General features: G+C 70.1%; 15 protein-coding genes. 5 read left to right on the top strand and 10 right to left on the bottom strand.

Going from position 1 to position 20,387, the window contains the following annotated elements:
• Window positions 1–25: 25 nt before the first annotated feature.
• From ACWCQ1_RS12665 to ACWCQ1_RS12630, 8 genes are all read right to left on the bottom strand, one after another.
• Window positions 26–2,923 carry a glycoside hydrolase family 2 TIM barrel-domain containing protein gene (locus ACWCQ1_RS12665; protein WP_451026439.1) on the bottom strand — a complete coding sequence of 966 codons (2,898 nt, stop codon included), beginning with the start codon at window positions 2,921–2,923 and terminating at the stop codon, window positions 26–28.
• A gap of 28 nt (window positions 2,924–2,951) precedes the next feature.
• Window positions 2,952–3,818, bottom strand: coding sequence for a carbohydrate ABC transporter permease (locus tag ACWCQ1_RS12660; protein ID WP_133045818.1), 867 nt, complete (start codon window positions 3,816–3,818; stop codon window positions 2,952–2,954).
• Window positions 3,815–4,780 carry a carbohydrate ABC transporter permease gene (locus tag ACWCQ1_RS12655; protein WP_358592595.1) on the bottom strand — a complete coding sequence of 322 codons (966 nt, stop codon included), beginning with the start codon at window positions 4,778–4,780 and terminating at the stop codon, window positions 3,815–3,817. The genes ACWCQ1_RS12660 and ACWCQ1_RS12655 overlap by 4 nt, the downstream gene beginning before the upstream one ends.
• Before the next feature lie 20 nt (window positions 4,781–4,800).
• Window positions 4,801–6,072: an ABC transporter substrate-binding protein gene (locus tag ACWCQ1_RS12650; protein WP_133045820.1), complete on the bottom strand. Its 1,272-nt coding sequence runs from the start codon at window positions 6,070–6,072 to the stop codon at window positions 4,801–4,803.
• Between the two features lie 324 nt (window positions 6,073–6,396).
• Window positions 6,397–8,241 carry a glycoside hydrolase gene (locus tag ACWCQ1_RS12645; protein WP_451026438.1) on the bottom strand — a complete coding sequence of 615 codons (1,845 nt, stop codon included), beginning with the start codon at window positions 8,239–8,241 and terminating at the stop codon, window positions 6,397–6,399.
• An 11-nt stretch (window positions 8,242–8,252) separates the two neighbouring features.
• Window positions 8,253–9,500: an ROK family transcriptional regulator gene (locus tag ACWCQ1_RS12640; RefSeq protein WP_133046010.1), complete on the bottom strand. Its 1,248-nt coding sequence runs from the start codon at window positions 9,498–9,500 to the stop codon at window positions 8,253–8,255.
• Window positions 9,501–9,691: 191 nt separating this feature from the next.
• Window positions 9,692–11,356, bottom strand: coding sequence for an IclR family transcriptional regulator domain-containing protein (locus ACWCQ1_RS12635; protein ID WP_451026437.1), 1,665 nt, complete (start codon window positions 11,354–11,356; stop codon window positions 9,692–9,694).
• Window positions 11,357–11,846: 490 nt separating this feature from the next.
• Window positions 11,847–13,124, bottom strand: a complete 1,278-nt coding sequence (locus tag ACWCQ1_RS12630; RefSeq protein ID WP_451026436.1) for a M6 family metalloprotease domain-containing protein — start codon at window positions 13,122–13,124, stop codon at window positions 11,847–11,849.
• Between the two features lie 284 nt (window positions 13,125–13,408).
• On the opposite strand from ACWCQ1_RS12630, the gene ACWCQ1_RS12625 reads away from it, so the two are divergent.
• Window positions 13,409–14,071, top strand: a complete 663-nt coding sequence (locus ACWCQ1_RS12625) for a TetR/AcrR family transcriptional regulator (protein WP_358592604.1) — start codon at window positions 13,409–13,411, stop codon at window positions 14,069–14,071.
• 111 nt (window positions 14,072–14,182) lie between these two features.
• Entirely contained in the window at window positions 14,183–15,724 is a 1,542-nt protein-coding gene (locus ACWCQ1_RS12620) for an MFS transporter (protein WP_133045825.1), read from the top strand.
• Window positions 15,725–15,831: 107 nt separating this feature from the next.
• Here the strand turns inward: ACWCQ1_RS12620 and ACWCQ1_RS12615 are convergent, their stop codons facing one another.
• Window positions 15,832–16,347 carry a MarR family transcriptional regulator gene (locus ACWCQ1_RS12615; protein WP_133045826.1) on the bottom strand — a complete coding sequence of 172 codons (516 nt, stop codon included), beginning with the start codon at window positions 16,345–16,347 and terminating at the stop codon, window positions 15,832–15,834.
• Window positions 16,348–16,444: 97 nt separating this feature from the next.
• On the opposite strand from ACWCQ1_RS12615, the gene ACWCQ1_RS12610 reads away from it, so the two are divergent.
• A complete protein-coding gene (locus ACWCQ1_RS12610) occupies window positions 16,445–17,236 on the top strand; it encodes a dioxygenase family protein (protein WP_133045827.1) in 792 nt (263 codons plus the stop codon).
• Window positions 17,237–17,336: 100 nt separating this feature from the next.
• Here the strand turns inward: ACWCQ1_RS12610 and ACWCQ1_RS12605 are convergent, their stop codons facing one another.
• Window positions 17,337–17,855: a GNAT family N-acetyltransferase gene (locus tag ACWCQ1_RS12605; protein ID WP_358592608.1), complete on the bottom strand. Its 519-nt coding sequence runs from the start codon at window positions 17,853–17,855 to the stop codon at window positions 17,337–17,339.
• A gap of 200 nt (window positions 17,856–18,055) precedes the next feature.
• Here ACWCQ1_RS12605 and ACWCQ1_RS12600 point away from each other — a divergent pair, with 200 nt between their 5' ends.
• Window positions 18,056–19,051: a sigma-70 family RNA polymerase sigma factor gene (locus tag ACWCQ1_RS12600; protein ID WP_451026435.1), complete on the top strand. Its 996-nt coding sequence runs from the start codon at window positions 18,056–18,058 to the stop codon at window positions 19,049–19,051.
• A 633-nt stretch (window positions 19,052–19,684) separates the two neighbouring features.
• Window positions 19,685–20,368: a TetR/AcrR family transcriptional regulator gene (locus ACWCQ1_RS12595; RefSeq protein WP_451026567.1), complete on the top strand. Its 684-nt coding sequence runs from the start codon at window positions 19,685–19,687 to the stop codon at window positions 20,366–20,368.
• The last annotated feature ends 19 nt before the right edge of the window (window positions 20,369–20,387 follow it).

The following is a 20,387-nucleotide window of genomic DNA, read 5'->3' as shown; positions in this document are numbered from 1 at the left end:
CCGGCCCTCTCAGAGGGGCATCACATCAGCCCGTCGGCGAGAACACGAACGAGAATTCCGCCGGTCCCGCCTCCAGCCGGTACTGCGGCAGCACCCCCGGTCCGCAGGACGCCGTGCCGATGCCGTGGTGGGCGTGGTCGAGGTTGACCCATACCGTGTCGCCCGGGGTGAGGTCGGTGCGGTGGGTGGCGGCGTCGAGTTGTTCCGTCGTCCAGCGGCGGGCCGTGAGGAGGAACTCGGGTTCGCCCTCGATCCGCAGTCCGCCGAGCTCCGCCCAACGGACGTCGGGGCGGGCGCCGTTCTCCTGGGGGCGGAGGTAGGGGGTCTGGAGGTCGTCCACCGTGGACTCGTAACGGGCGATGCGGGACGCCGACTTGGTGTCCGGGTAGCCCTCACCGGGGCCGCCGCCGAACCACCTCACCCTGTCCGCCGCGCCGAGTCCGAACCGTACGCCCAGCCGCGGCAGCGGCACCGGCCACTCGCCCTGCGGGCCCACGGACACGGTCAGCCGCAGCCGGTTGCCGTCGGACGTCCAGCGGTAGACGGTCGCCAGTCCGAACTCCCAGGCGGCCGGCGCCACCCGGGTGCGGACGGTCAGCGCGTCGTCGGTCGCCTCGACGGAGTCGATGCGGTGGCGCATGCGGTGCAGGCCGTACTTGCGCCACAGCTCCGCGTACCGGATGCCGTCGTCCCAACCGGCGCCCTCGTCGTTGTCGGTGGTCGCCCGCCACACATCCAGCCGCAGGCCGGTCACCGGGACGTCGCCGATGGCCGTCAGGGCGCCCGTGCGGGCGTCGAAGGAAGCCGGGCCGAGGGTGATCACGCGGTCACCGAGCACGGGGCCGTCGGTGGCCGGGACGGCCTGCAACGGCCGTGCGCACACCGGGACTTGGCCCCAGGCGACCTCGTGGCCCCGCGGTGCCCACGCGGTGTCCGCCGCCAGCAGCGCCCGTACCGTCCACTGTGACTCGCCGCGTCCGTGGTCGGCCGGCGGTTCGGGCAGCTTGACGTCCGCCGACTCGCCCGGGGCGAGCGCGGGCACCGACAGGGAGCCCGACTCGACGCTCTCGCCGTCCACTTGGTACGACCACTCGAAGGCGAACGCGGACAGGTCGGCGAAGTCCTGCTTGTTCGTGACCCGTACGGTGCCGTCGGCGGCCTCGAGGGAGACCGGCTCGATGACCTTCTTGAACTCCAGCAGGCCGGGGGAGGGCCGCCGGTCGGGGAAGACCAGGCCGTCGCAGACGAAGTTGCCGTCGTGCAGCTCCTCGCCGAAGTCGCCGCCGTAGGCATAACCCAGCTCGGGGTGGGTGACGCCGTGGTCGATCCACTCCCAGATGAAGCCGCCCTGGAGCCGCTCGTACGTCTCGAACAGGCGCTGGTAGTCGGCGATGCCACCGGGGCCGTTGCCCATGGCGTGGCCGTACTCGCAGAGGATGAAGGGGAGTTCGCGGCGCTTGTGGGTGCCGCCGTCCAGGCCGCGGCCGATCTGCTCCACCTCGGCGTGGCCGGCGTACATCCGTGAGTAGACGTCCGTGTCGCGGCAGTTCCAGTCGCCCTCGTAGTGCACCAGGCGCGAGGCGTCGCGGTCGTGGATCCACTCGGCCATCGCGGTCAGGCCGCGGCCGGTGCCGGCCTCGTTGCCCAGCGACCAGATCACCACCGACGGATGGTTCTTGTCGCGCTCGACCATACGGGCGGCCCGGTCGAGCAGGGCCGGGGTCCAGCGATCGTCGTCGACGGGGTTGTCCCGCCAGGCCTGCTCGGTGAAGCCGTGGGTCTCCAGGTCGCACTCGTCGATCACCCACAGGCCCAACTCGTCGCACAGATCGAGGAAGGCGGGGTGCGGCGGGTAGTGGGAGGTGCGCACGGCGTTGAGGTTGTGCCGCTTCATCAGCAGCACGTCCTCGCGCATGGTCGCAACGTCGAGGGCGCGGCCCTTCTCCGGATGCCATTCGTGCCGGTTGACGCCCTTGAACAGCACCGCCTTCCCGTTGACCTTGATCAGGCCGTCCTCCAGGGCGACCGTACGGAAGCCGATGCGCAGCGGCACCCGCTCGCCCTCGGTGACCAGCTCGCCCTCGTACAGCTTCGGCACCTCGGCCGACCACGGCTGGACCGGCACCGTGACCGTCGTCCCCGTCTCGACATCGATGTCCAGGGCGGGCACGAGCACCCGCCCGTCGACGTCGGAGTCGACGCGCAGGGTGCCCTCGCCCGTGAGGTGGTCGTAGGAGGCGTGCACGAAGAAGTCGAGCGCGCTGCCGGCCGGGCGGTGCAGCAGCGTCACGTCACGGAAGATGCCCGGCAGCCACCACTGGTCCTGGTCCTCCAGGTAGGAACCGGCCGACCACTGGTGGACGCGGACGGCCAGCACGTTGCCGGCCGGCTTCAGCAGGTGGCCGACCGCGAACTCGTGCGGCAGCCGGGAGCCCTTGAACTCGCCGATGTCCGTGCCGTTGAGCCAGACGCGGGCGCAGGACTCCACGCCGTCGAAGCGGATCACCGCGCCGCCGCCCGCGGGCCAGTCCGCGGGCAGGTCGAAGACGCGGATGTGGTCGCCTGTGGGGTTCTCCGTCGGCACGTGCGGCGGGTCGACGGGGAAGGGGTAGAGGTGGTTGGTGTAGATGGGCAGGCCGAAGGCGCCGTCGCCCTGGAGCACCCAGTGACCCGGGACCGTGACCTCGGCCCAGTCCCCGGCGTCGAATCCGGGCTCGGCGAACGAGTCGTCCTCGGCGTCGGCGGTCGGCGACACACGCAGCCGCCAGCTGCCGTTCAGGGAAAGCGACTTCGCGTCGGAGGTCGCGTACCAGGCGCGGGGCGGAAGCGCCCCGCTGCCGGGGGAGACGTCCTCGACGTAGTCGGTGGATGCGGGTCCCCCCGCCCGAGCGGAGCCGAGGGTGGGGGAGGTGCGGGAAGTCATCGGTCTCCAGGTCATGGTGAGAAAGGCGTCAGCCCTTGATGCCCGTCTGCGCGATCCCCTGGACCAGCCAGCGCTGGAGGAAGAGGAACACGAACACCAGGGGCAGGATGGAAATGGCGGCGGCCATGAAGATCAGATGGAAGTTCACGGTCTGGTTGGTCATGAAGGAGGAGAGCGCGACCTGCACGGTCCAGGCGCTCGGGTCCTGGCCGATCACCAGTGGCCACAGGAAGGCGTTCCAGCCGCTGATGAACGTGATCGTGGCGATCGCCGCGAAGAAGTTCAGCGAGTTGGGTACGACGATCCGCCAGTACGCGCCCCAGTAGCCGAGCCCGTCCACGCGCGCCGCCTCCTCCAGCTCCTTGGGGAATCCCAGGAAGTACTGCCGGAAAAGGAAGCAGGTGAAACCACTGAACAGACCCGGAATGATCATGCCCCGGTAGGTGTCGATCCAGCCGAGGGAGGAGACCAGCACGAAGCTGGGCACGAAGGTGACGGCCGTGGGGACCATCAGGGTCGCCAGAACGACGTAGAAGACCTTGTTGGCGTGCTTGTAGGGGATGCGGGCCAGGCCGTATCCGGCCATGGAGCAGAACAGCAGGGTGCCCACGGTGCTCAGGACGGCGATCACCGTGGAGTTCCACATGGAGTGGGCGAACTCGACGGTCGGGTCGTCGAAGAGCTCGGAGATGTTGCCCCACTGGAAGGAGGGCAGCAGCTTCCAGTTCTCGCCCGTGATCTCCGGGTCGGTGGACAGCGCGTTGCGGAGGATCAGGTAGAAGGGGATCAGGAAGAGGAACGCGGCGACGGTTACGGCGATGTACAGGCCGGTGTTGCCGAGGACACCTCCGCGCTTCTTGCGGTCCTTGCCCGCGTGCGGCGTGGTGACGGTCACTTGTCCTCCCCTCCTCCGAAGCCCATGATCTTGCCCTGGGCCAGCGTGACGATACAGATCAGCAGGGACAGGATGACCGCGCCCGCGCTGCCGGCGCCGTAGTCCTGGTCGGTGCCGAGGGCCGTTTTGTACAGCTCCATCAGCGGTGTCTGCGCCCAGGTCGCCTTGGTGCCGATGATGTTGAAGAACTCGTCGAACGCCTGGTACGCGGCGATGAGCAGCAGCAGGATCACCGCGGTCGAGGTGGCCCGCAGCTGGGGCAGCGTGATGTACCGGAAGGTCTGCCAGCCCCGCTTGGCGCCGTCGATGGCGGCGGCCTCGTACAGCTCCGGCGGGATGTTCTGCAGCGCCGCCAGGAACAGGATCATGTAGAAGCCGGCCTGGATCCACAGGCGCAGGGTCACGATGACCAGCCAGTACCAGGGCGGGCTCGGGTTGGACATCCAGGCGGTGTTGTCGACGCCGAACCAGCTCATGACGGTGTTCGCCAGGCCGAAGCGGACGCCGTTGAAGATGGACATCTTCCAGATGAGGGCGGCGGCCACGTACGAGACGGCGGTCGGCAGGAAGAACACCGACCGGAAGAACGCCCGCATGAAGGTCAGCCGGTTCACCAGCAGCGCGAGCCCCAGCGACAGCGCCCAGGTGGTCGGCACGATGAACGCGGCGAACACGGTGAACGTCACCAGCGAGCTGGGGAAGTTGCTGTTGGTCAGGATCTGCTTGTAGTTGTCGAAGCCGATGAATTTGCTCGGCGTGACCGTGTACCGGGCGTCGAAGAAGCTGAGCCAGATGCTCCAGACGATCGGTACGAAGACGAAGGTCGCCAGGCCGATGAGGAACGGCCCGGTGAAGAGCCAGAAGTTGAAGGTCGGGTTGCCCCGCAGGCCCCGCCGCGGCCGGGCCGGAGAGGCCTTGGCCGGGGCGGGCTGGGCGACCCCGCGTGTGGTGGTGGTCGACATGTCGTGGTGTTCCCGGCGGCTTATCCGAACAGCTTCTTGAGCTCGACGGTGACCTTCTTGTCGCAGGCGTCGAGCGCGGCTTCGGGGTCTCCGTTCTTGCGGACGGAGGACGCGAGCACGTCGTTGAAGGCGGTGATCATCGTCTGGTCCCAGCCGATGTTGTCGAAGTGGCCGTAGTCCGTGAAGAGCTTGACGCCTTCAGCCGGCAGGCCGGACTTGAGCTTGGTGGCCTCGTTGGCTATCGAGGTGCGCGGCGGGATGTGGAAGCCGTACGAGGTGGCCCAGTCCTCCTGGTACTGCTTCTGGTCGATCCACAGCCACTTCACGTACTCCTTGGCCGCTTCGACGTTCTTGCCCTTGGCGTTGACGAAGATGGACCAGCCGCCGTTGTAGACGGACTGCTTGCCGGCGCTGCCGATCTTCGGGAAGGGGAAGACGCCGAGGTCGTCGCCGAGGGCCTTCTGCATGGCCGGCATGGACCACATGCCGCCCCACTGGATGGCGCACAGGCCCTGGTTGAGCGAGGACGGGTCCCAGAAGTCGGTCGGGGCGTCCAGCAGCACGTGGCCGCTGGTGAACAGGGTCCGCAGCTTCTTCAGACCCTCGATGACGCCCGGCGTGTGGTAGGCGATCTGGTTCTTCGCGTCGAGGGTGTCGGCGCCGGCCGACCAGATCAGGGAGTTCTGGATCGCGGTGAAGTCGTTGCCGAGGAAGAGGCCCTTGACCTTGCCGGTGGTGAGCTTGGCGGCGGCCTCGATCAGCTCGTCGAGGGTCGTCGGGACCTCGACCTTGGCCTTCTCCAGCAGCGACTTGCGGTAGAAGAAGAACTGCGGGTCGTCGATCATCCGGATCCCGTAGATCTTCCCGTCGACCGTGTGGGACTTGATGTCGTTCGGGTTGAAGTCGTCCTTGACCGGGTCGATGAGGTCGCTGAGGTCCGCCACCTGGCCGCTCTTGACGAGCTGCAGCTGCGGGTGGAACTCGAAGACGTCGGGCGCCTTGCTGCTGAGCAGGGTCGCGAAGAGCGCGGACTCGAAGTTGTTGCCGGTGATCCAGCTGGTGCTGACGTCGGCCTTCTTGTACGCGGCCGCGTACCGCTTGAGGGCCTGCTCCGTACCCGCCTCGCCGTAGGCGTGGAAGTACTGGACCAGGTGCTTGCCGGAACCGGACCCGCCGGATCCACCGCGGCCGTTGTTGCTGCCGCACGCGGCGAGGGTGCCGGCTGCGGCCATGCCCGCGGCGGCCCGGAAGATCGATCGACGGGACCAGTTGCTGTTGCTCGATGCCGACATGGTGACGTCCTTGTCTCTGTTGCGGCTGCGGCTCTGTCGCTCAGCGCCAGATGGCTCAAAGGGATTGCAGTGCGGGAAGCTAAGCGTTCGCGAAGGGCTTAGGCAAGGGGTTGGACGAAGTCTGCGCGAAACGTTGTACGCGGTTCGGGATCCCGAACGGGGGTGGGGTGAAAGGAGGTTGAGGGCCGCCGGGGTCAGGTGGCCGGCGGCCCTCGGTCAGTGGGGGTCGGATCCTGGTCGGATCCTGGTCGGATCCTGGTCGGATCCTGGTCGGATCCTGGTCGGATCCCGGTCGGATCTTGCTCGGATCTTGCTGGATCCTCGTCAGGCCCTGTTCCAGGCCTCGTTCGTGCCGCCGTTGCAGCTGTAGAGGATCACCTTGCTGCCGTCGGCGGTCGCCTGTCCGCTGACGTCGAGGCACTTGCCGGACGCCTCGCTGAGGATCTGTCCGTTGGCGTTGAGCAGCCAGCGCTGGCTCGCGTCACCGGTGAAGTCGGCACTGGTCGTCAGGCCCGAACTCCCGGCCGTCAGATACCCGTTCGCGCTCTTCAGGCCGCCCTTGGCGTCGTACGACCACGACTGCTCGGAGGTGCCGGTGCAGGTGCCGATGGCGGCTCCCGAGTCGCTCGCGGTCAGGCACTTGCCGGACTGCTTGCCCACCAGCGCGCCCGTGACCGCCGTACTGGCGCGGCCCTTCTGGTCGAAGACGTACGTCGTGACCGAGCGGGCGGCGAGCGTGGCCGACACCGTGCCACCGCTCACCGAGGGCCTGGCGACCTTCGCCCAGTTCTCGGTGGCCGACGTCCGTACGGCCTGTGCGGCCCGTACCGGCGCCTTGCTGTTGAAGTGCAGACTCAGCGGGGTGTCGGCGGAGTTGTGGTTGTTGACCACGACGACCCACTTGCCGCCGGAGTCGTAGGAGGAGACCTCGACGCCGTCCGGCGCCCCGGTCACGTTGTGCGCGACCGAGCCCGGGCGGACGAACTTGCTGTACTGGCCGAGCGCGTAGTAGCGCTTGGTGAAGTACAGGCTCTGGTTGCCGTTCGTCGCGTAGTCGGGGTCGTAGTAGACCAGGCCGTCGTTCCAGCCGACGTCGTTCTTCTCGGTGGGGGAGCTGCCGTAGCCGCTGGCCAGGGCCACCCACCACTGGAAGGCCGAGTCGTGGGCGGTCGCGAAGTCCTTGTAGATGATCCTCGACATCAGCAGGGCGTTGTCGATGGACGGGTCGTACTCCTGGTTCCAGCCCGTGGAGCCCTTGCCGAAGCAGCAGATCTCCGTGGCCCAGGACTTCTGGCCGACGGTCCTCGACGTCTCGTAGACGTTGGCGAGTTGCCCGTCACCCGGGTTGTTGTACGTGTGGTGGGCGAGCGCGGACACGTACGGGGCGGTGCCCGGCTGCGAGATCCACTGCGGGAGCTCGGAGACGAACTGGGTGGTCTGGCTGGACTCGTCGGCGATGATCGAGGTCTTCTGCTTGCGGGCCTTCTGCTCGGCGCCGAGCGCCCGCACGATGTCGTCGCGTTGGTCGACGGTGACCTTCATGCCCTCCTGGCCGCACGAACCGAAGTCGTTGTCCGGCTCGTTGAAGGGGCTGATGTAGTCCAGCCGCACGCCCTGCCGGGCGAAGTGCTGGGTCACGTCGGCGACGTACTTGGCGTAGTTGCCCTCGTTCTCCGGCTTCAACTGGCCGCCGCAGCTCTGCCCGTTGGTGGTCCACTGTGCGGGAGCGCTGTTGACGAAGCCGATCAGGTCCTTGACGCCGTATTTCGCGGCGTACCTGAGGAAGGTCCGGCCGCCCTTGTCCCTGCTCCAGTCGTAGGAGCCGTCGGCGTTCAGGAAGTCCTCGGCGACGCGGGCCGGGGTGGTGACCGCGGCCCCGCCGCCGCCGATGTTGTAGCGGTACGAGCTCAGGGCCAACCCCTGCTGGGAGAAGAGCAGTCGGGCCACCTGGGCCTGCACCTCGGGCTTGAAGTGCTGCAGGTCGTTGACCCACCAGGCGCCGGAGGCACCGATGTCGTCGATCGTCTGGGCGGCGTGGGGGGAGACCTCGGCCGCCGTGGGGGTGGCGGCCGAGGCGGTCGGGGCGGATATCAGGGGTCCCGCGACGGCCAGCGCGGCCGCGGCCGCGAACAGGACCGGTCTACTGCGGTGGGGGTGAGACACGTGCATCCCTTCCGTCGTCATGAAGGTGGTGCGGTACGGCTCCTTGCGGGGATGGTGCGTCTTACGGTGGCCCTCTGCCCCACGGACTGCAGTGCCCCCTCGAGCGCGAACGTGGCCGCGCCCAGGCACACCGGGTCGGTGGGAATGGGGGAGAGGACGATCTCGGTGGCGGCCATGGGCCGCTTCAGGGCGTGCCGGGCGACGGCTGCGCGCACCTCGTCCAGCAGGGGCTCGCCCAGCGTCTTGGCGACCCAGCTGCTGAGCACGACCACTTCGGGGTTGATCAGATTGACCAGGTCGGCGATGCCGGCGCCGAGGTAACGGGCCGTGTCCCGGACCACCTTGACCGCCACGGGGTTGTTCGCGACGACCCCGCGGGAGAGCGCGTCGATGGTGGCGGTCTGGTCCTCGGGGTGCAACAGCGTGCTGTCCGGGCTGAGTTCACGCAGGTTCAGCATGATGCCGGGGGCGCCGACGTACGTCTCCACGCAGCCGTGGTTGCCGCAGTGGCACAGGCGTCCGTCCAGCACGATCGTGTTGTGGCCCCACTCGCCGGCGCTGTTGCTCACGCCCCGGTGCAGCCGCCCGTCCAGGACCAGTCCGGCGCCGACGCCGGTGCCGAGGTTGACGACCACGGCGTCCGTGCGGCCCCGCGCCGCCCCGAACCACAACTCCGCGACCGCGCAGGCGCGCAGCGGGTTGTCCAGGTACAGCGGGTAGGCGATGTGCTCGGTGAGCAGGTCCAGCAGCGGTACGTCGTGCCAGTCCCAGTTGGGCGCGTACTCGGAGACGCCGGTGGCGCGGTCGACCTGGCCGGGGACGCTCACCCCGACGCCGAGCACCCGGGCGCCCTCCACGCCGGCCTGCATGACCACCGAGCCGACGGCCGCGGCGGCGTGGGCGACCACCTGCTCGGGCTGGTTCTCGCCGGGACGCATCTCCTCGATGGCGCGGGCGAGGACGTTCAGTCCCAGGTCGAACAGCTCGACGCGGACGTACGTCTCCGCGATGTCGACGCCGATCAACGCGCCCCCCGACGCGTTGACGGCGACGAGGCCCCGGGGGCGGCCGCCCGCCGAGTCCTCGAAACCGACCTCGGTGATCATCCGCAGGTCGAGGAGTTCGCCGACGAGGGTGGCGACCGTGGCCAGGCTCAGTCCGGTGGCGGCCGCAAGTTCCTGGCGGGAGGTGGGGGACTCCGCGATGATCTGGCGCAACACCTCGTACCGGTTCGCGGTACGGATGTCACGCGAGGTGCGCTTCACTGGCGTCTTCACTGACGTCGTCCCCATCCCTTCCCAGGCGGCCCGGAGCCGGGTCGGTCCCGACACCAGCACCGGCGCGGCGCAAGGCTATGGCCTGCGGGGGACTTTCGACAAGGGATTGGAAAAGAGTTGAAGAGACCCGGTCGGAACACCGGCCGGAACACCGGGCGGGAGGCCCGCCGGGACGCCGGTCAGGACACCGGGATCCGGGTGAAGCGGCCCGCCACGTGGAGGTCGGCCTCGACGAGGGCCGCGGTGCGGCGCAGTTCGGGGAGGATATCCCGTACGCACCCCTCGACCGAGTGGCGCGCGGCGTGCATGGCGACGTTCAGGGCGGCGACGGCGCGGCCGGTGCGGCCGCGGACCGGGACGGCGATGGAGCGCAGACCCTCCTCCAGCTCCTCGTCGACCAGGGCGTAGCCGGCTGCCCGAACCTCGTCCAGGACGGCGGCCAGGGCGGCGGGGTCCGTGATCGTGTGCGAGGTGAGAGGACGCAGGGGGCCGAGCGTACGGTCCGGCTCCGGCAGGTCCGCCAGCAGCACCCGGCCCATCGAGGTCGCGTACGCCGGCAGCCGCGTCCCGATCGCGAGGTTGACGCTCATGACGCGGCGGGTGGCGACGCGGGCCGTGTACTGGATGTCGGTGCCGGACAGCACGGACAGCGAGGTCGACTCGTGGACGCGGGCGGCGAGTTCGGCCATGCGCGGGCCGGCGATCTCGGGCAGGGTCGTACGGGAGAGCGGCGGGAAGCCCAGGCCCAGCACGCGGGGCGTCAGCTCGAAGAAGCGGTCCGTCGCGCGGACGAGGCCCAGGTGTTCGTACGTGATCAGCGCCCGGCGCGCGGTGGCCCGGGCCAGGCCCGTCGCCTGGGCTACCTCGGTGAGGGTCAGGGCGGACCGTCCCTCGCCGAAGGCCGTCAGCACGGTCAGTCCGCGGGCCAGCGACTCGACGAACTCCCGGCCCAGCTCCTGCTTCGACGCGCCGGTCCAGGTGGCGAGACCGGACGGCGACGCCTCGCCCTTCCGCGGCGGCGCCGCGCGCAGATCGTCCTCCATGGCCCGTACCGCCGTACGCAGCCGGGGGAGCAGGGTGTCGCGCAGGTCGGCCGCGGTGTGCCGGCTGGTGTGACTGACGACGCTGGCCGCGCAGACGATGCGCCCGGTCCGCGGATCCCGCACGGGCACGGACACCGCGACGAGCCCCGGCTCGATCAACTGATCGTCCAAGGCCCACCCGTCCTCCGCGGCCGCGGCCACCCGCCGCTCGAAGTCCGGGGCGGCGCCAGGTTCTTCCCGCGGCGGGACCGCCGGGAAGCTTCTGTCCTGCGGGTCCGCCGTCCGGCGTTTTCGCCATGCCTGCCAGTCGGGTTCGGTCCACTCCGTGGCGAACAGTGGGCCCGGCGCCGTGCGTTCGGCCGGGAGGAGGTCGCCGATGCGGAAGCTGAGGGACATCGCCCGGCGCCGGGTGGCCTGGTGGATGAAGCGGATGCCGTCGCGGTCGGCGACGGCCAGGGACACCGACTCGTCCAGCTCGTCGGCGAGGGCGTCCGCGCGCGCGTCCAGCAGCGCGGGCAGGCGCAGGGCGGCGAGGTAGGCGTTGCCCAGTTCCATCAGCCGGGGGGCGAGGAACACGTCACGGCCGTCGAGGCGGACGTACCCCATGCGGGCCAGCGTCGCGGTGACCCGGTCGACCGTGGAGCGGGCCAGGCCCGTCGCCCGCTCCAGCGCGCTCAGGCTCAGCGTGCCGCCCGCCTCCGTCAGCCGGTGCAGCACGGCGACCCCGCGGATCAGCGGCGTGACCGCCTCGGCCGGTACGGCGGACGAGGCGACGGCGTCGGGCTCGGGGTTCGCGGGCATCGCTTCTCCGGTACGGCGGTCAGGGCAGCCCTACCGTAATGCGACCACCGCCCCCTCACCGCCGGGCGCCCAGGCTGCAGGGTGTTCCGCCCCGCTCATATGCGGTTGCCCAGGCTCCAGGGTGCCCCGCCTCGGTTCCATGGCCGGCTGCCCAGCCCCCAGGGCGCTCCGCCGCACCCGGGACGCCCCTTCCCGCAAACCGCCGGCCACCAGCACCCAGGGCGCCTGCCCCCGCTCACCGCCGGCCGCCCAGCACCCCAGGACGCCCGCTCAGCTCACCGCCGGGTGCCCAGCCCCCAAGACGCCCCGGCTCGGTTCTATGGCCGGGTGCCCAGCACTCAGGGCACTTCGCCGCACCCCAGGGACGCCCCGTCCCGCAAACCGTCGGCCACCAGCACCCACGGCGCCTGCCCCCGCTCACCGCCGGCCGCCCAGCCCCCAAGGCGCCCTGCCCCGCCCCGGCTGCCCGCCCCCAAAACCCTCGCCCCCCTCACCGCCGAGTGACCCGCACCCGGTACGCGCCCGTGCCGTCCACCTCCGTCACCGCGATGCGGATCCGGCGTCTCTGGTCCCGGAACACCTCGCCCGGGGTGAACGGCGCGTCGGAGAGTTCCGCGTTCACGTTGGGACTGCGGGTGCAGCCGCCGCTGTCGCGGTGGGCGTCGTACACCGTCACCGGTCCCATCCCGGTGTCCACGTCCGCGTCGACCCGGTAGACGAGGACGCCCGCCCGGCACACCGCCTCGTCGTTGCCCTCACGGGTGCGCAGCTCAAGGGCGTACCCGGCGCGGCCGCTGACCGGCACGAACACCAGCTTCGGGCCGCCCGCGCGGGCCAGCGGGGTCAGCGTGTACTCGGTCGTGCCCCGCGTCGCCGCACAGCTGACCTGGGACGGGTCCAGCCAGCCGAGCTTCCACTTGTGCCAGCCCAGCAGGTCGTTGTCGGCCCCCCAGTCCTCGCTCATGATGTCCCAGTGGCCGACCGCGCCCCCGCCCTCCTGCGTGTACAGGTCGGGCAGCCCGAAGACATGCCCGTTCTCGTGGGGCAGGACGCGGTAGCCGGTCTCCGCGTAGGAGCCCGAGCCGTCGTCCTGCCGGGAGTACACGAAGGACGCGTTGGCCACCGGCACACCGTCGGCCACGGGCGCGTCCGCGTTGCCCGCGAAGGTCACCGACAGCACCGTGTCCAGCGCCGAGGGCCCCGCGCTCGGGGTCACCAGCACGTTCAGGAAGTCGTACGAGCGGAAGTCCACCTGCGGATCGGCAGCGCCGACGATGTCCTGGACCAGCTCCCGGTAGCCGGGGTCGAAGGGGGCGCCGCGCTCTATGCCGTACGCCCTGAACGGCTTCGGCATGCGCAGCCAGTGCGGGATCGGGGTCTCGGGGCGGTAGTCGAGCCGGCCGTAGGAGGCCGTGCGGAACCACTCGCGGGTCCGGGGGAAGAACTCACGGAACCGGTCGAGGGCGTCGCCCGGACCCGGCGCGTCCGGGAAGTCGATCATCAGCGTCAGGGCGTGCACGGTCCCCGTGGAGCGGGAGTAGCCCGTCGTCGTCGGCACGCCCTCGGACATCTGGACGGTCCGGTTGCCGGTGATCATGCAGGGTGCGAGGGCGGCGCTGCGGGCCATCGCGCTCGGGCCCGCCCCGGCCGCCCTGGTGCCGGTGCCGGGGTGGCGGGTGCCGGCCGAGGTGCCGAGGGCCAGGATCAGCGCGGTCACGGACGCGAGGGCAGCCACCGTGCGCGGGCGTATCCGACGGCTGAGCGGCATGCACGGGCCCTTCCTCCATGGCAGCCGTCGCGGTGGGCTGCGCCCTTTGGATCACCCTGGGTCGGGGCCGGGGCGGGCGCTCGCTGGAGGAGTCCGAACGGGGTTTCCCCGCATAAACGCGGGTGTGACCTAGATCACAGGAAATAGGGCGGCGGGCGGGAAATAACCGGGGACGCCTTCCCCGTTTAACCATGCGTCCGAGCGAAACGGGGAGCGCTTCCCCGGATCGCACCGCCCGTTGACCCAAGAGCCCGTCGACGGGCCCCAGAACCGAGGAGGACGCCGTGACCGCCACGACGACCGCGCAGCCCGCACAGCGCAAGGTGACCAGGCCCCGCGCCGACGCCGTGCGCAACCGGGAGCGGATCGTCAGCGCCGCCCGCGAGATGTTCACCGAGTACGGCCCCGACGTGCCGCTCGACGAGATCGCCCGCCGGGCCGGCGTCGGCAACGCCACGGTGTACCGCAACTTCCCCGATCGCGACGCGCTCGTCCGTGAGGTCGTCTGCTCCGTCATGGACCGGACGTCGGAGGCGGCCGAGCAGGCACTCGCCGAGACCGGGGACGCCTTCGAGGCGCTGGAGCGATTCGTGCACGCGGCCGCCGACGAGCGGATCAGCGCGCTGTGCCCGATGGTCTCCAGCACCTTCGACAAGCACCACCCCGATCTCGAAGCGGCACGCGAGCGATTGGAGCGGATCGTCGCGGAACTCATGGACCGCGCCCAGCGGACCGGCCGGCTCCGCACCGATGTGAGCGTCGGCGACCTGATGATCGTCGTCGCCCAGCTGAGCCGGCCCCCGGCCGGCACCGGCTGCCTCGTCAACGACCGCTTCGTCCACCGTCATCTGCAGCTGTTCCTGGACGGCCTGAGGGCTCCGGCCCCGTCGGTCCTGCCGGGGACGCCCACCACCATGGAGGAGCTGCGCCGTCCCCTGACCGATTAGTTCAGCGCTCCGAACCAGTCCCAATCTCCGAGCAGTGCGGCCGTCGACGACGACGGGCCGTGAGTCTTCGTCTCCGTTTTTCCGCCACGAAGTCCCGAAGTGGGTACCCCCATGTCTGACACAGCCTCAAAGGCTCCAGGAAGCACCGTCGGTGCTCCCGACTCCAACCGCTGGAAGGCGCTCGTCTTCATCGCGCTCGCCCAGCTGATGGTCGTCCTCGACGCCACCATCGTGAACATCGCGCTGCCCTCCGCCCAGCAGGACCTGGGCATCTCCGACGGCAACCGCCAGTGGGTCGTCACGGCCTACGCGCTCGCCTTCGGCGGCCTGCTGCTGTTCGGCGGCCGCATAGCCGACCTGTGGGGCCGCAAGCGCGCCTTCGTCATCGGCCTGACCGGCTTCGCCGCCGCCTCCGCGCTCGGCGGGGCGGCCACCACCGGCGCCATGATGTTCGGCGCCCGTGCCCTCCAGGGCGTCTTCGGCGCCATGCTCGCCCCCGCCGCGCTCTCCCTGCTCGCCGTGATGTTCACGGACGCCAAGGAGCGCGCCAAGGCCTTCGGCATCTACGGCGCGATCGCCGGTGGTGGCGGCGCCGTCGGCTTCATCCTCGGCGGCGTGCTGACCGAGTACCTGGACTGGCGCTGGACGTTCTTCGTGAACATCCCCTTCGCCATCGTCGCCGCGCTCGGTGCCTACTTCGTCATCCGTGAGCCGGAGGGCGGCCGCAACCGCAACCCGCTCGACATCCCCGGCGTCCTGCTCTCCACCCTCGGCCTGGTCGCGCTGGTGTACGGCTTCACCCGCGCCGAGTCCGACGGCTGGGGCGACTCCCTGACCGTCGGCCTGTTCGTCGCCTCCGCGGTCCTGCTGATCGCGTTCGTCGTCACCGAGGCCCGCGTCAAGGCCCCGCTGCTGCCCCTGCGCGTGGTCACCGACCGCAACCGCGGCGGCATCTACCTCTCGCTCGGCATCGCCATCATCGCGATGTTCGGCACCTTCCTCTTCCTGACCTACTACCTGCAGGTCGTGAAGGGCTTCTCGCCGATCAAGACGGGCTTCGCCTTCCTGCCGATGATCGCCGGCATGATGGTCGGCTCCACCCAGATCGGCACCCGCCTGATGACCCGGGTCCCGGCCCGTGCCCTGATGGGTCCCGGCTTCCTGGTCGCCGCGGTCGGCATGCTGCTGATGACGCAGCTGGAGATCGGCTCCTCGTACGCCTCGACGATCCTGCCCGCGATGCTGCTGCTCGGTCTCGGCATGGGTACGGCGTTCATGCCGGCCATGTCCCTGGCCACGCTCGGTGTCGAGCCCCGGGACGCCGGTGTCGCCTCCGCGATGGTCAACACCTCGCAGCAGGTGGGCGGCGCGATCGGTACGGCCCTGCTGAACACGATCGCCGCGTCCGCGACGACGTCGTACATCAAGGACCACATCGCCGGCGCGAGCTCCAAGTCCCAGCAGCAGCTGGTGGCCCTGCAGGGCCAGGTGCACGGCTACACCAACGCCATCTGGTTCGCCGTCGGCATGCTGGTGCTCGCGGCGGTGATCGTGGTGACCCTGGTCAACACCGGCACCCCCGGCTCGACCACCGTCACCGGCTCCGAGGAGGGCGCCGAGGACGATCTGGCCGTCCCGGTGATCGCCCACTGACGGCCCCCGTACGGCCGTACCCCTTCGGAAACCTCCGTACGCGGGAGGAAGGGGACGCCCCCCGCGTACGGCCCCGGGATCTGCCCTGGTCTTGCTGAGTGAGCGGCTCAGCGGAGCCAGGGCAGGTCCGCGCCCGCCTCGTCGGGCTGCAGGCCCTCGGCGACGATCTGCATGATCTCGCCGAGGGCCTGCTGCTGCTCGGGGGTCAGCCGCTCGAACACCGCCTGCCGTACGGCCGTCACATGGCCCGGCGCGGTGCGGTCGAGCACCTCGTGGCCCTGCTGGGTGAGCACCGCGAACTGGCCCCGCTTGTCGGAGGGGCAGTCCTCGCGGCGCACCCAGCCGTTCTTCTCCAGACGCGCGATGGCGTGCGAGAGCCGGGAGCGGGTGATCTTCGCCTTCATCGCCAGCTCCGTCATCCGCAGCCGGCCGTCCGGGGCCTCGGCGAGGCCGACCAGCAGGCCGTAGTAGATGTGCGGCATGCCCGCGTCGCGCTGGAGCTGGCGGTCGAGATGGTCCTCGAGGAGGGTGGTGGCATGCAGGTAGGAGCGCCAGATGCGTTGTTCCTCGGGGGTGAGCCAGCGGGTCTCGGTCTCGTTGGCGGATGCGGGTGCCGTATTCATGCATCTACTGTACGAGACCCCTTCTTGAAAATTAAACAAAACCGGCGTACGCTCGGTTCATAGAGTTTGAGATTTCAACTATCAGGGAGCCGCCGCCATGTCCGCCGCCACCCAGGAGCGCATGCCCGCCCTGTACCTGAGCCACGGCGCCCCGCCGCTCGCGGACGACCCCGTTTGGCCGGGCCAGCTCGCCGCCTGGTCCGCCGACCTGCCCCGCCCCAAGGCGATCCTGATGGTCTCCGCCCACTGGGAGGAGGCCCCCCTCGCCCTCGGCGCGGTGCACACGGTCCCGCTCGTCTACGACTTCTGGGGCTTCCCCGAGCACTACTACCAGGTGACCTACGGGGCCCCGGGCGCCCCCGAACTCGCCGAGTCCGTCCGCAAGCTGCTGCGCGCCCCCGGCACGCCCGTTCAGGACATCCCCGACCGCGGCCTCGACCACGGTGCCTACGTCCCGCTCGTCGAGATGTTCCCGGCCGCCGACATCCCGGTCCTGCAGATCTCCATGCCGACCCTCGACCCGGTCCGGCTCATGGAGATCGGCCGCAAGCTGGCGCCGCTGCGCGACGAGGGCGTGCTGATCGTCGGCTCCGGCTTCTTCACCCACAACCTGGCCGCCCTGCGGTACGCCGGGAACGGCGTGCCGACCTGGTCCTCGGAGTTCGACGACTGGGGGCACCGGGCGCTGGAGAACCGCGACTGGGACAGCCTCCTGGACTTCCTCGACAAGGCACCGGCCGGCCGTTACGCCCACCCGCGCACCGAGCACTTCGCCCCGCTGTTCGTCACGATGGGCGCGGCGGAGGCCGGTGGCGAGCTGGACGCGCAGAAGTCGGTGATCGAGGGCTTCTGGATGGGGATGGCGAAGCGGTCGGTGCAGTTCGGCTGAGGTCCTTTGAGGTCCTTCGGGGGCTGAGGCTCCTGGGACTTACGCCTTCGGGGACTTCAGCTTCGGGGACCGCGGCTTCGGGGGGCTACGGCTTCGAGGACTACAGCTCCTTCTCGTACCAGGCCACGTCCCAGTAGCGGCCGAACTTCCGGCCCACCTCGCGGTACGTGCCGACGTACCGGAAACCGAAGCGTTCATGCAGCCGCGTGGACGCTTCGTTGGGTTGCGCGATGCCCGCGTAGGCGCGGTGCACGTCCTCGCCCGCCAGGTCCTCGAACAGGGCCTTGTACAGCAGCGTGCCGATGCCGCGCCGGCCCGCGCGCGGGGCGACGTAGACCGTGACCTCCACCGAGGTCTCGTAGGCGGGCTTGGCGCGATAAGGACTGGACGTGGCGTAGCCCAGAATTTCCTGTGTGTCCGCGTCTGCGGCAACCTTCAGGCGGTGCGGCCCGTCTTCAGGGTGGGAGAGCAGCCACGGGCGGCGCTCCTGAGCAGTGAAAACAGCGGTATCGAATGTGATGGACGTCTCACGGACGTAGTGGTTGTAGAGGTCGGTGAGGGCCTGGAGGTCCGCCTCGACTCCCGGTCTGACCTGCACCTCTCCACGCTCCGCCGGCATCCTGCCTCCTCGTGTGGCCGCACAGGGTACTGCATGATCAGAAAATCGGAGGGTCGGGTTGGGAATTCTGTCCGGTTTCCAGTCGTTGTTCCGGTCAGATGCAGGGCACCCGACAAAGGTGCTGAGCGGTACTCGACGACGAGTGCCCAGCGTCTGAGAAGGACCAACACCCGCCAGCCCACCATTGCAAGGGAGCACGCATGGCAACCCGTGCCGTCGCCCGTCGTCAGTCCGCCACCGGCGAGACCGACACGGCAAGCAGTGTTCGCGCACATGGCGGCGAGATCGCAGACCGCGACCTGGTCGGCATGTACCTCGACGAGATAGCGCGCACACCGCTGCTCGATGCCGCCAAGGAAGTCGAGCTGTCCCAGATCATCGAGGCGGGTGTGTTCGCGCGACAGGTTCTCGACGGGTACGAGGAGTCCAAGGCCGACGCTTCCCGTGAGGAGCTCGAGGCCTTGGTCGCCGAGGGGGAGCGGGCCAAGGACATCTTCATCCGCTCCAACCTCCGCCTGGTCGTGGCCGTGGCGCGGCGCTACCCCCGCAGCGGCCTGCCCCTGCTGGACCTGATCCAGGAGGGCAACGCCGGTCTGGTCCGCGCGGTGGAGAAGTTCGACTACCGCAAGGGCTTCAAGTTCTCGACGTACGCGACCTGGTGGATCCGCCAGGCCATCACGCGCTCGATCGCCGACCAGTCCCGCACCATCCGGCTGCCCGTCCACCTGGTGGAGGAGCTGGGCCGGATCCGCCGGGTGCAGCGCGAGTTCAACCGGGAGAACGGCCGCGACCCGGAGCCGGCGGAGATCGCCGCCGAGCTCGGCTCGACACCGGAGCGCGTCTCCGACGTCCTGGACTGGGCCCGTGACCCGGTCTCGCTGAACATGTCGGTGGACGACGAGGGCGAGACCCAGTTCGGCGACCTGCTCGAGGACACCTCGGCGGTTTCTCCCGAGCAGTCGGTCCTGACCCTGCTCCGCAGCGAGGAACTGGACGACCTCATCGGCCGCCTGGACCCGCGCACGGCGTCCATCATCAAGATGCGGTACGGCATCGAGGACGGCCGTGAGCGCACGCTGACGGAGGTCGGCAAGGAGCACGGCCTCACCCGCGAGCGCATCCGGCAGATCGAGAAGCACGCCCTCCTGGAACTGAAGAAGCTGGCCCGCGACACGGGCTTCGAGGCGGCGGCGTAGGCCGAGGCGGGGCCCGCGGCCGCCACGGGATTCCGTGCGCGACGGGGCACAGCCCGGGTCGCTCGGCGTACGACGGTCGCGGACCGCGTGCGCCGGGTGGCTCAAGACCGCGCAAACCTGGCGGAGTCAGACCGCTTCAACAGGTCAGCTCGCGGGAACAAGACTTCGGGGCACGGGAGTTCGACACCGTAGCCGTGAGTCGTCGAGCGTGGGTCGTCGAGCGTGAGTCGACGAACGTGAAGTCGTCAGCAGTCCGTGTCTTTTGAGCGGACCCAAGAGCCAAGTCCCGACGCAACACCCCCCCGGCGCCGGGACCTTCCCAAGCCGGGCTCCGGCGCCCTCCCCCCGGGCGCCGGAGCCCGGCTCTTTTTGTGACCCGAGCGGTGGCGGGGCGGGGGAGGTGCGTGGCTGTCGGCCGGGGCCGGGGGCCGCTGGCGTGCGGGCGGCGGGGCCGGGCATGCTGGGAGACGGGGCACCCCGGACCTGAACCCCGGGGTGGCCCGCCGGATGGCAGATTGTGCCACATCGGCATAGCCTGCCGATGTGAGCAGCCCCACCCCCTCCTCGAACTCCCGTGGAACCTCCTCGCAGGCCCCCGCCACCCTCACCGAACGGCGCAAGGCGGCCACCAGGATGGAGATCGCCCGAGCGGCGGCCGGACTGTTCGTGAGACAGGGCCTGCGCGCCACCCGCGCCGAGGACATCGCCCAGGCCGCCGGGGTCGCGCCGCGCACGTTCTATCGCTACTTCGCCACCAAGGAGGAGGCCGTCGCCCCCCTCTACGCGGCCGGCGCCCACCGCTGGGTGGAGGCGGTCACCGAGGCCCCCGCCCACCTCTCCGTCCCCGAGGCCCTCGAACACGCGGCCCGCCACACCTTCACCCCGGGCGCCGGCGTCTCCGCGTCCTCCTGGGAACTCGTCCGCACCCTCATCCGCCTCACCGACACGAGCCCGGCCCTGGGGAAGGTCTGGGCGGAGGTCTGCCGGGACTCGGAGGGCAGGCTGGGGGAGGCGCTGGCGAGGAGGCTCGGCGCTTTGGACAACGTTGGCAGAGCCTCTGGTGCGTCGCCGGGCACAGCTTCCAGTGCGTCGCCGGGCACAGCTTCCGGTGCGTCGCCGGGCACAGCTTCCGGTACGTCCCCGCGACTGCGGTTCGCCGCAGCGGTGGCCGGTGCCGCGGTGCGGGTGGCCGTGGAGGCGTGGGCGGCGAGCGACGCCCCGACCACGGGCCCGAACGGACCGGCGGCGATGGCACTGAGAAACCTCGATGCGCTACGGGACTTCCCGTGGAGGGAGTTCACGGAAGAGCATGGTTAGGGCTTGGGGCTTGGGAGCT

The sequence above is a fragment of the Streptomyces sp. NPDC002144 genome (assembly GCF_053593695.1).
Note: the sequence above shows the minus strand (reverse complement) of the source record. Positions and strands in the feature narration are given on the sequence as shown.